Annotated in this window: 9 protein-coding genes; 4 read left to right on the forward strand and 5 right to left on the reverse strand. The window is 69.6% G+C overall.

Features of this window, described 5'->3' with window-relative positions; translation table 11 throughout:
- Positions 1–37: 37 nt before the first annotated feature.
- From Q0W60_RS10150 to Q0W60_RS10160, 3 genes are all read left to right on the forward strand, one after another.
- Positions 38–1,444, forward strand: a complete 1,407-nt coding sequence (locus Q0W60_RS10150) for an alpha/beta hydrolase domain-containing protein (RefSeq protein WP_297695160.1) — start codon at positions 38–40, stop codon at positions 1,442–1,444.
- The gene (locus Q0W60_RS10155; RefSeq protein ID WP_297695162.1) at positions 1,441–1,761 is read left to right on the forward strand and encodes an FxLYD domain-containing protein; all 321 of its coding nucleotides are present in this window, start codon (positions 1,441–1,443) and stop codon (positions 1,759–1,761) included. Before Q0W60_RS10150 ends, Q0W60_RS10155 begins: the two co-directional genes overlap by 4 nt.
- A 77-nt stretch (positions 1,762–1,838) precedes the next feature.
- Positions 1,839–2,651, forward strand: coding sequence for a class I SAM-dependent methyltransferase (locus Q0W60_RS10160; protein ID WP_297695164.1), 813 nt, complete (start codon positions 1,839–1,841; stop codon positions 2,649–2,651).
- Positions 2,652–2,692: 41 nt separating this feature from the next.
- Here Q0W60_RS10160 and Q0W60_RS10165 read toward each other — a convergent pair whose 3' ends face one another.
- From Q0W60_RS10165 to Q0W60_RS10185, 5 genes are all read right to left on the reverse strand, one after another.
- Positions 2,693–4,426, reverse strand: coding sequence for an ATP-binding protein (locus Q0W60_RS10165; protein WP_297695167.1), 1,734 nt, complete (start codon positions 4,424–4,426; stop codon positions 2,693–2,695).
- Position 4,427: 1 nt separating this feature from the next.
- The gene (locus tag Q0W60_RS10170) at positions 4,428–4,937 is read right to left on the reverse strand and encodes a YfiR family protein (RefSeq protein ID WP_297695169.1); all 510 of its coding nucleotides are present in this window, start codon (positions 4,935–4,937) and stop codon (positions 4,428–4,430) included.
- 223 nt (positions 4,938–5,160) lie between these two features.
- Positions 5,161–7,026, reverse strand: a complete 1,866-nt coding sequence (locus tag Q0W60_RS10175) for a TonB-dependent receptor (RefSeq protein ID WP_297695171.1) — start codon at positions 7,024–7,026, stop codon at positions 5,161–5,163.
- 154 nt (positions 7,027–7,180) lie between these two features.
- Positions 7,181–8,434 carry a secretin N-terminal domain-containing protein gene (locus tag Q0W60_RS10180; RefSeq protein ID WP_297695173.1) on the reverse strand — a complete coding sequence of 418 codons (1,254 nt, stop codon included), beginning with the start codon at positions 8,432–8,434 and terminating at the stop codon, positions 7,181–7,183.
- A 43-nt stretch (positions 8,435–8,477) separates the two neighbouring features.
- A complete protein-coding gene (locus Q0W60_RS10185; protein WP_297695174.1) occupies positions 8,478–9,017 on the reverse strand; it encodes a hypothetical protein in 540 nt (179 codons plus the stop codon).
- 220 nt (positions 9,018–9,237) lie between these two features.
- Here Q0W60_RS10185 and Q0W60_RS10190 point away from each other — a divergent pair.
- Positions 9,238–10,636, forward strand: a 1,399-nt coding sequence (locus Q0W60_RS10190) for a Gfo/Idh/MocA family oxidoreductase (RefSeq protein WP_297695176.1), incomplete at its 3' end; no start/stop codon positions are given.

The following is a 10,636-nucleotide window of genomic DNA, read 5'->3' on the forward strand; positions in this document are numbered from 1 at the left end:
GGGGCCGGCCCGAAGCTGAACCTCGACGGAGGGAACGATGATCCAGGGACCGATCAGCGGCGGCCAGCATGGATGGGCCTTCAACCGGCCGCTCATCGACCTTGCCGCGAAGGACTTCGTCGAAGCGGAATATTTCCTGGCGGGCGAGGCGATGACCTATGCCCCGGCGTCCGGCGCGGAACTCGGCCGCGACGGGAAGTGGCGTGTCCAACCGAAGGGCAAGGTTCCCTTCAAGACCCGCTTGCTGGTGTATCGCCCGGCTGACCCGGCAAGGTTCAATGGCACGGTGGTGGTGTGCTGGAACAACGTCACCGCCGGCTATGAGCTCTTCTTCGGCGAGAGCCCGGAGGTGTTGGACGGAGGGTATGCCTACGTCTGCGCCAGCGTGCAGCGGGTGGGTGTCCACGGGTTTCCTGACGCCCCGCAGGGTCTCGTGGCGTGGGACGGCGAGCGCTACGGCGATCTCAGCATCCCGACCGATGACGCCTCCTACAATATCTTCTCGCAGGTGGGCCGGGCCGTTGGGCCCGAGCGTGACCGCACGGTGGACCCGCTGGGAGGACTGGCCGTGAAGCGGGTCATCGGCCTGGGCGCCTCGCAGTCGGCGGGTCGCCTCGCGACGTACATCAACGCGGTCCATCCGCTGCCTGCGGATCGGGGCGGCCACGCCTTCGACGGCTACATGCTGCAGATCTACTTCGGCAGCGGGACGCCCATCGAGGCCAGCGATCGGCCGGTCAATCCGGCGACCGCCAACGCTCGGCCTCTGCCGCGCGCCCAGAACCTGATCCGGGACGATCTCGACGTCCCGGTGATGATCGTGAACACCGAACTCGAGGCGATCGCCTGCCTCCCGGTTCGCCAGCCGGACACGGACCGCTTCCGCACCTGGGAAGCCGCGGCGCTCACCCACGTCTCCTACCAGTCCCAAGTGATGCGGAACGCCAAATACCGACGGGACTTCGGCGCAGCGCCGCCTCCGCCATCGGAACAGGTGAACCGGATCTACCTGCAGCCCCTCTATGACGCGGCCCTGCATCACCTGAACCGCTGGGTCGGCGGGGGCGCTCCGCCCCCCACCCAGCCGCGGATCGACTTCACCGATGACGGCAAGGTCGTGCGCGACCGCCATGGCATCGCCACGGGCGGTCTGCGCCTTCCCCAGGCCGCCGCGCCGGTGGCGATGAACAGCTCGACGCCGGTCACGGACGACTTCGCCGGTCGCCTTCGCGGCTCGAACCGACCCTTCGATGTGGCCGAGCTGGACGCCCTCTATGGCGACGAAGACGGTTACATCGCCCGGTTCGCAGAGGCGGCTGCGGCGGCGGTCGCCGCTGGGGTGATGATGCCCCGCGACGTGGAGCCCGCGGTCGCGGAAGCGGCGCGGGAATATCGACGGGCGCGGGAGACCAGCGCGCGCGAGCCCGCCGCGGCGGCCACATGATCGAGCTGATCTTCGCCGCCGCCCTCGCCAACAGCATCGCCGCGCCCCCCGGGATCTGGGCTCGCGCCAGATGGGGTGCGATGCGCCCGAACATCGAGCTCGAGATCGAGAACCGGAGCACCGTCAAGGCATGGCTGGTGGACGTGACCTGCAAGGCCTACGACGCGCGCGGCGCCGTCGTCGCGGTTTCCACGAGCAATGTGGCGGAGCTTGAACCCGGCGAGCGGACCAAGACCTGGGCTGTCGCGGACGGGCGAGCGACGGCGGTTCGTTTCGCCTGCAACGTGGACGTCAACGACTGGCGGCGACCGGACTGAACAACATCCGGTCCGCGCCACTCGCCCTGGCGCGCCGACTGGTCGCTAAGATTGCGCTGGTGTATTGGCCCCCGCCGATGGCCGGGTTGCCGCCCAACTTCCACCCAGACGCGTTCGCCGGTCTCGCCGACGACTATGTTCGTTATCGGCCGCCCTATCCACGTGAGGTTCTGGAGGGGTTTCTGGATGATGCGCGGCTGCCGCCGGGCGCGCGTCTCCTGGATCTTGCTTGCGGGCCCGGGCGCGTGGCGCTGCCGATCGCGGACCGTGTCGCTGAGGTCTGGGCTGTTGACCTAGAGCCGGACATGATCGAGGTGGGCCGGCGCGAGGCGAAGCGTCTCGGGCTCGGCAACGTCCACTGGACGGTCGGCCGCGTTGAGGACTTCGAAGCAGCACCCGGCGGGTTCGACCTGATCACTATCGGCGAGGCCTTCCACCGACTCGACCGTCCCCGCGTCGCCGCGAAGGCATACGGATGGCTGAAGCCGGCCGGAGGCTTCGTGACTCTCGGCCCTCAGATCGAGGAAGAGACGGCGCCCCCGTGGCGGCGCATCGTCGCCGCTATTGTGCGCGATTTTGTCGGCGAACCGGTCCGTCGCCTTGGCGCTCCCAACGCGACCCCTGAGCTCGAGTTTGCAGAACAAGTACAGGTTATCCGCGACGCAGGCTTCGTCGACGTGACGAACCGATCGTTCGCCGTCCTCCACGAATGGACCCTGGAGACGCTCCTCGGCTACACCCGCTCAAACTCCACACTTTCCCCCCGCGCCCTCGGTGGACGGCACACGGCGTTCGAGGCCGCGCTCAGCAGCGCGCTACTCGCGTTCGATCGATCCGGCCAATACCGTGAGGAGATCAATTGGGGCTACACATTCGCTCGGCGCCCGTAGCCCCACGTGCCGTGTGGACCGGACGCGGGGAGGGGAGGAGTTCAGTGCCGCGTGCGCGGGCGACGCGCGGCGTCGTTCAGGGCGGCGCTGAGCTCGGCCGCGAGCGCTTCGATGCGATAGGGCTTCAGCAACAGGCGTATGCCTTCGGCGGTGGCGTCCGCCGCCGACGAGCTGTAGCCGGTGCTCAGCACGACCGGCAGGTCCGGACGCTCGCGGACGATCTTTCGCGCCAGGTCGAGCCCGCTCATGTCGCCGGGCATGACCATGTCCGAGAACACCAGGTCGAACGCGTGTTCCAGCCGAAGCGCTTCGAGCGCGGTCGCGGCGCTCGGCGCCCGCGTCACGTCGTAGCCGAGTTCGCGCAGCATCTCGCTGACGAGTTCGGCGACGCGTTCGTCGTCCTCCACCAGCAGGATCCGGCACTTGCGATCGACGCCTTTCGGGAAGCTGCGGCGGCGCGCGATCGTCGTCACGGCAGGGGTCTTCTCCGACCGCGGAAGCCGCAGCGTCACCTCAGCGCCTTCGCCGAGTTCGCTCTCGATCTTCACGTCGCCGCCGGACGCCCTGGCAAAGCCGTAGACCTGGCTGAGGCCGAGCCCGGTGCCCTGGCCCACGCCCTTGGTGGTGAAGAACGGCTCGAAGGCGCGGTTGAGCAACTCCGGCGCCATGCCGTGGCCGCTGTCGGTCACGGTGATTCGGACCATGTCGCCCGGTTGGCCTTCGTCGCACGGCGCGTTCTCCAGGCGGACGGCGATGACGCCGCCGTTCGGCATCGCATCCCTGGCGTTGATCGCCACGTTGAGGACGGCGACCTCGAATTGCGCCGGATCGATCTCGACCGGCCAGAGACCGTCCTGGGCCTCGACGCTGACCTTGATGTCCTCACGCAGCGACCGGTCGAGGACGTCGCGCATCCCGGCGATCAGGTCGGGGAGGTTCACCACCTCGGTCTTCTGCGGCGACTTGCGCGAGAAGGCGAGCAACTGCTGGGTGAGATCGGCGCCGCGGTCGATGGCCTGGCGGATGCCCTGCTTGAGGCGGTCGCGGCGGATCGGATCGGAGGTTCGGTCCATCAGGTCGAGACCGCTGGACGCGACCATCAGCAGATTGTTGAAATCGTGGGCGACGCCGCCGGTCAGCTGGCCCATGGCCTCCATCTTCTGCGCCTGGCGCAGCGCCTCCTCGGCTTTCTCCCGTTCCTCGATCTGCTCCTGCAGCTTGCGGTGCGCCTCGGTGAGTGAGGCGTGCGAGGCGCCGAGCGCGGCGATCAGCAGCGAGGCCATGATCATCACGATGCCGATGCCGAGATAGCGCAGCTCCCGGTGCAGCAGGCTTTCGACGCGGATCCGCAGGTAGATCGAGCCGAGACCGGTCGTGCCCTGCTTCACCAGCTTGCGCAGCGTGAGCTCGCCGGTGGTCGCGGTGAGCGCGCCGACGGTGTTGGTCGGCGGAGGACCATCGCCGGCGCGTCGGAAGCTCGCCACCAGCCGGCCGCTCAGGTCATAGGCCCCGGCCGCCTCCACCGCGGGGTTGGCGCCCAGCGCATTCAGGTATTCGTGGGCCGCGCCGATGTCGTTGAAAGCCAGGGGCGCGGCGAGGCTGCCCGCGAGGATGTCCGCCTGGACCTGCGCCTGGTCGAGGGTCTCGGCCCGGCGCGCGTTCTGGCTCATGACGCCGAGTGCGAGACTGGCGAGGAGCAAGGCGATGCTGACGCCGATCGCGACGCGAGGCGTCCTGGTCACCGGCCGGCTGAGGCGTTCCCAGATCGGAGCCATGCTAGTCCGCTCCTCGCTGAGGAGTGGTCGCCAACGCGAGCAGCTTGCTGCTCAGGACAAGGCCCCCCGCGCGCGCCAGGCCGTTGTCTATCGTGAATCGGACGCGCCCGTCCTGGACGACAAAGTGGATGATGCCGCCGTCGACTCCTTCGCGCGCGTCGGTGACCGTGAGCACCGGCAAGCCGCGCAGGGCGTGCAGCACCTCGGCCGGCGATGGCTGCCGGGACCGGCTCACGAACACGACCTGACAGTCGATGCGGCCCTCGACGGACTCGATGCGCCGGACCGCGACCGGATGGCCCGCGATGGTCTGACCGCGCGCGGCCTGGTCGAGGAGGCCGCCGAACGGGTCGGCGCCGAACACGCAGATGTTGAAGGGGCTGGAGGCCGCGGGAAAGGCCGAGGCCGGCCACTCGACGAATGGGCCGAACTTATAGAGGAAGCTCGCCTTGACGGCGGATTCCAGAGACAGGGCGCTCGCGCCGGCCGGAAACGCCGTGATGGCCAGCATCGCAAGGGCGGCGATCAGCCCTCGGACACGCCGTCGAGCGGCCCCGAGCAGGAACAGAACCCGCATCAAGCGTCCACCAACCCCGCTCGCAGGCGGGCGGGCGCGCCACGGCGGCGCGATCGGCGGCGAGCCAGCGTTCGCGAGCTTGACAGAATTTCCCGCCCTGGTCGAACCGCTCCCGCCTGGCGAGAGCCGACGCCGGGGGCCGCCCCGTGGCGGAATCTCAAAATCGCGCACGTAACTCGGCCAGCACGCTTCGCGGGACCGCATTGGCTTGCGGCGCCGGGAATTCCTGATGGTGGTCGTGAAGCAGATTGTCGCCGATCACCGCGACCTGAAGCGACGGCGTGATGTTCCAGGCCAGGCGGGTGTCGAGCTCGACATAGGCGGGGACCCGCGGGTCGGGCAGCCGGCTCTGGTATCTCAGCACCGCGTCCCAGGTGACGGCCGGACCCAGATCCATTGAAGACTTGAGCTGCGCCTGCGCCTTCGGATCGTCCCCGACCTGGCTCAGGCCCAGGATCCGGCTGGCGCCGGGCTTGAACTGGAACGACTCCGACAAGAGGTTCACCGCGGCGGAGAGCCGCCACTGCGGCGTGGCCTGATAACTGCCCCAGGCCTCCAGGCCCGACGTGTGGCCCTTGATCCGGTTGCCCCAGAAGATCGGGATGAAGGTGACCGGCGTGATCTCGATGCTGCGCAGGTCATCGTAGACGTTGTAGTAGGCCGACGCCGAGAGCGAGAGCCGGCCGGTCGGACTGAGCCGCGCGCCCACCTCATAGGCGTCGACGGTCTCGGGCTCGAAGTTGCGGTTGCCGGTGAGGAACACCTGACCGCCTACGGTCTCGACCACATCGCGATCGAACGGCGTCGGGGCGCGGATCGCGCGCGAGGCGGCCGCCCACAGAAGCGTGGAAGGCAAAGGGGTCCAGGACAGCCGCGCATTCGGCAGCGCGGACCAGCCGGAATGCGGATCCTCCTCGAGCTTCACCCCGAGGATCAGCCGCAGCGAGGACGTCAGCGTGAGCGTATCCTGGGCGAAGACGTTGGAGAGGTTCAGCGCGCCCCTTGCCGGGACGAACCCGATCCCCCCGTCGGCTTCCAGGCTGTATTTCGCCTGCCGCAGGCCGCCGCCGAGCACGACGTCGTTGCGGGCGCCGAGCGCAAATTCGTGCTGCACGTCGACATCGTAGGTGTCGACCCACAGCGGCAGGCCGCCGGTGAGATCATGACCCCGCTGTTCGCGGTCGATGTAGGCCTGGACCTGCAGGTGTGCGCCGCCCTCGGTCGCGTGGCTCCAGCGGGCCGCCAGGTTGCCGCCGCTCATGCTGCCGCTGGTCACGCCGGAGCCCTTGAACGCGTCGCCATGGATCGAGACGTCGTCTCGGTCGCTCGGGCTCCAGTCGAGCCGGAAGCCGCCCTGCACGCGATCCCAGCGGTCCAGCGCCTCGGCGCCCGTCGAGGTGAGCGTGTCGTCGGCGCGGTAGGCGCGGCCGTAGATCCGGTAGCTCGCCGCATCGCCGAGGCTTGCGCCATAGCGGACGGCGGCGAACCGTTCCTGGTCGCCGGCCCCCTCGGTGACCTCGAGCCCCTGCGTCTCGTCCGACCTGCGCGTGATGATGTTGACGACGCCGTTGACCGCGTTCGCGCCCCACAAGGTCGCGCCGGGGCCGCTGATCACCTCGACATGGTCGATGTCGGAGGGCAGGACGTCCTGCATGTCCCAGTACACGCCGGAGAACAGCGGCGTGTAGACCGTGCGCCCGTCGATCAGCACCAAGAGCTTGTTGGAGAACGCCTGGTCGGCCAGGTTGCCCGAGAGGCCGCGGGCGGTGATCACCCAGCTGTTCGCGCTGGTCTGCGCCACGAACAGGTTGGGCGCCAGGCGCAGGATTTCCGGCAAGGTGCGCGCGCCGCTGCGGCTGATCTCCTGGCGCGTGATGACGTAGGCGGCCGCCGGGGCCTGCGCCAGCGACTCCTCCCGACGCGAGACCGTGGTGACCGGGACGTTGGCGAGCTCCTCGATCGACAGCCCGCGCAACCGCTCGACCGCCGGCGGGCCGGCCGCTTCCTCGGCGAACGCCGGCACGGCGCTGAGCAACGCTGCAGCGGATAGGGGCCCGATGGCCCGCCAATGGATGCCCAACTCGACGCCCCCTCGGCCTGAATCGCGTCAGGCCGATGATCCCACCACGGCAACGCTTAAGAGAGCGTGATGTTCCGGGCCCGGGGCCCTCGCGCGCTCACGGCAAGGGCGCGGTCGGTTTGGCGGGGGAGCTTGCGGGGGCAGGCGGCGAGCGGCCGCGGATCACGTGCGGGGTGATGACGATGTAGAGGTCGGTCTTGGCGCGGCTGCGGTGCTCTGCCTGGAAGGCGAGGCCGAGCAGGGGCAGGTCTCCGAGGCCCGGCAGCTTGCTGCGCTGGGTCAGGTCCGCTTCCTGCGTCAGGCCGCCGATCACGAAGCTCTCGCCATCGCGCACGGTGGCCGAGGTCGACGCCTCCCGCTGGCTGATCGCCGGATATCCCTGCGAAAAGCCGGTCACGCTGGAAACCACCGCGAACACGTGCGAGGTGACGAAGCCGTCGTCGGAGACCCTGGGCGCGATCTGCAGGGTGACGCCGACGTTCACGTACTGCACCTGCTGCTGCACGGCGTTGACGCCGGAGAGCGCGATCGAGGTGAGGATCGGCAGGGCGTCGCCGGTGACGATCTTGGCGGTCGAGCCGCTCTGGGCGGCGATCCGCGGCTTGGAGATGATGCGCCCCTCGCCCCTGGCGATCTGGGCGTAGATCGCCGCCTGCAGGTTGGCCACGACCGCGCCGCCCTTGGAGGTGTTGGGCAGCCCCGGGAAATCGCCCTTGACGTAGGAGTAGGCGACGGAGCCCACCTGGCCGTTGGCGTTGTTGAAGTCGATGCCGACGTTGCGTGCGCCGCTCTGGGTGAGCTCCACGAACACGGTCTCCAGGACCACGCTGTCGACCGGCACGTCGAGCTGGGCGATCTGCGCCTTGATCTGGGCGACCGTCGCGGGGGAACCCTTGAGGATGACGGCGTTCAACCGCCGATCGATGCCCATGACCTGGTCGACGGCGCGGCCCAGCGGCTCCGCCTGCGGTCCGGACGGCTCAAGCGCGGGGTTGAGCGGCGGCGTCGGCAGGCCGCCGCCGCCGTAGTAGCCCTGGAAGCCGGAGGAGCCGAACGAGGGCTCCTGCGGCGTGAAGGTGTCGTTCGGCCGAACCTGCGAATTGCCGGTGAGCAGCCCCACCACCTCGCTCACGTCGGCGTACTTGAGCGGCACCACCTCGAACACCTCGCCTGGGCCGAGCGCCAGGCCGGTGGGGGCGGCGACCGCGGCCGGCGCCGACGCGCGCGAGGGCTGCGGCATCGGGGCCGTGGTCCACACCGGGACGACCTGCGCCCGCGCCGGGAGGGCTCCGGAGGAAAGGGCGATGGCGGCGCAGGCCGTCGCCGCGATGGACTTGCGGCCGGAACGCATGGGCTGAACAGATGGCCGGGCGCTGCGCGCCCGGCCCATGCGCTCAGTTGACCGCGACGCGCCGGCCGACGATGCGGCCGCCGACGTGCTGCAGCAGGGCGTTGCTGTTGGGGTCGAAGACGTCGATCGTGAACGTTCCGTCGAACTGGGCGCCCTTCTGATCGAGGGTGACGTCCTCCTTGATGTTGACCTTGCCGTTGAGCGCGCCCGTGCCCGGATCGTAGCTCAGCGCGAAATGGTTCAGCTTGTAGCTGAACGGGCCGGTCTGGGCCCAGACGCCCAGGCAGAAGTTCTCGCTCGCGGGCGAGCGGCCGCCGCTGTTCATGATCTCGGTGCCATCGGCGTGCCACTGGGCGTAGCCGAAGTCGATCATGTTGCCGCCGGCGAAGAACTGAACGCTCCACATGCCGATGATCGACGGCGTGCCCAGGTTGGCGCGCCAGAGCTGCGCCTCGGAGCCGCCGGTCCAGGCGGCCGGCGAAACCGTCGCCGTGTCGCCGCATCCGGCCCAGGCCGGCGCCGCCAGCGCCAGCGACCCGAGCGCCGCGAGGCCGAGCAGCGGCCCCCGACTGAATATTCCCATCTCAACCTCCACCAACGGACGCCCGGGCCAGCCCCGGGCGCTTGCGCAAGCATCCGCCGGAACAGCGGCCGGCGGCTCCGATTTCTGGCTGACGGACTCCCGATATCTCCCCGATCTTCCCACGACTTACGCGCGTGACGCCGTCCCAGAAGCCAAGCTCTTGCGCTTCGGGCCCGAACAGCGGTCAATCGGCTCCGGCAGGCGGGGAGGCGGCAAAGCGATGATCGGAGTTGGAGAAGGCGGGCGGCTGACGCGGCGGGGCGTGCTGGGCGCGGCGGCGGCGGCGGGGGCGCTGGGGGTGCTGGCCCGACCGCGCCTCGCGGGGGCCCGGACGCTGGCGCCCAGCGACAAGGTCAACCTGGCGGTGATCGGCGCCGGCGGCAAGGGCGCGGACGACATGTCCCGTCTCACCGACCAGAACATCGTCGCCACCGTCGATGTCGACTACGACCGCGTGGCGCGCGGGATGCTGGACCAGCACTACCAGCTGCTGCCCACACGCACTGCGCTGAAGGCCGCCTACGACAAGGCCAAGCGCTACACCGACTATCGCCGGATGCTGGACCAGCAGAAGGACATTGACGCTGTCCTGATCGCCACGCCCGACCACCACCACGCGGTGGCCGCGCGCTGGGCCATGGAGCGGGGCCTGCACGTCTATGTGCAGAAGCCGCTAACCTACACGGTGGAGGAGGGCCGCAGGCTCGCGGCTCTGGCGAAGGCCAATCCGAAGCTGGTCACGCAGATGGGCTGCCAGGGGCATTCCGGTGACGATGGGCGGCGCGTGGTGGAGCTGATTCGCGGCCACGCGATCGGCAAGGTGAAGGAGGTCCACGTGTGGACCAACCGGCCCGTCTGGCCGCAGGGCGTCTCGCGCCCGCCGCCGGAGCCGAAGCCCGCGGGGCTCGATTGGGCGACCTGGCTCGGCCCGGCCAACGTCGACTGGGGCTACAATCCGCAATATGCGGCCTTCAACTGGCGCGGCTGGGTCCCGTTCGGCTGCGGGGCGCTGGGCGACATGGGCGCCCACCTGATCGACTTTCCGTTCTGGGCGCTCGATCCCGGCCTCCCGACGAAGATCGAGACCCGGCACTCCCGCTGGCCCGGCAATCCGGACCTGTGGAGCACCAAGCGGCCCGCGGTGCTTGAGGGCTTTCCGCTGGCCGAGGTCGTCCATTACGAGTTCGCCCACGCGCCGAGGAACCTGGTCGAGGGCGGGCGGCTGCACATGACCTGGTACGACGGCGGCATCCTGCCGCCCACGCCGCCGGGCTTCCCCGCCGAGCTGCGCATGAACCCCGAAGGCGGCGTGCTGTTCGTCGGGACGAAGGGCATGCTGATGCATGAGACCTATGGCGAGAAGCCGGTGCTGATCGGCGAAGGGCTGGAGGCCAAGGCGGCCAGGATCCCGCACAGCCTGCCGCGAATCGCCGGCGGCATGGCCGCGCACGAGCAGAACTGGATCCGCGCCATCCGCCGGGAGGAGAAGGTCTCCTGCCCGTTCGAGTACGGCGCCCGGCTGAACGAGACGATGATCCTGGGCATCGTCGCTCTGAAGGCCGACCAGCCGATCGCCTGGGACGCCGCCGCGGGCCGGGTCACCAACGTCGCTGAGGCCA

It is taken from the genome of Phenylobacterium sp., from assembly GCF_025934275.1.
GTDB lineage: Bacteria > Pseudomonadota > Alphaproteobacteria > Caulobacterales > Caulobacteraceae > Phenylobacterium.

What these genes read in the sequence shown, in the direction of transcription:
- Q0W60_RS10150 (WP_297695160.1), top strand. Translation starts at nt 38, where the DNA reads ATGATCCAGGGACCGATCAGCGGCGGCCAGCATGGATGGGCCTTCAAC.
- Q0W60_RS10155 (WP_297695162.1), top strand. Translation starts at nt 1,441, where the DNA reads ATGATCGAGCTGATCTTCGCCGCCGCCCTCGCCAACAGCATCGCCGCG.
- Q0W60_RS10160 (WP_297695164.1), top strand. Translation starts at nt 1,839, where the DNA reads ATGGCCGGGTTGCCGCCCAACTTCCACCCAGACGCGTTCGCCGGTCTC.
- Q0W60_RS10165 (WP_297695167.1), bottom strand. Translation starts at nt 4,426, where the DNA reads ATGGCTCCGATCTGGGAACGCCTCAGCCGGCCGGTGACCAGGACGCCT.
- Q0W60_RS10170 (WP_297695169.1), bottom strand. Translation starts at nt 4,937, where the DNA reads ATGCTGGCCATCACGGCGTTTCCGGCCGGCGCGAGCGCCCTGTCTCTG.
- Q0W60_RS10180 (WP_297695173.1), bottom strand. Translation starts at nt 8,434, where the DNA reads ATGCGTTCCGGCCGCAAGTCCATCGCGGCGACGGCCTGCGCCGCCATC.
- Q0W60_RS10185 (WP_297695174.1), bottom strand. Translation starts at nt 9,017, where the DNA reads ATGGGAATATTCAGTCGGGGGCCGCTGCTCGGCCTCGCGGCGCTCGGG.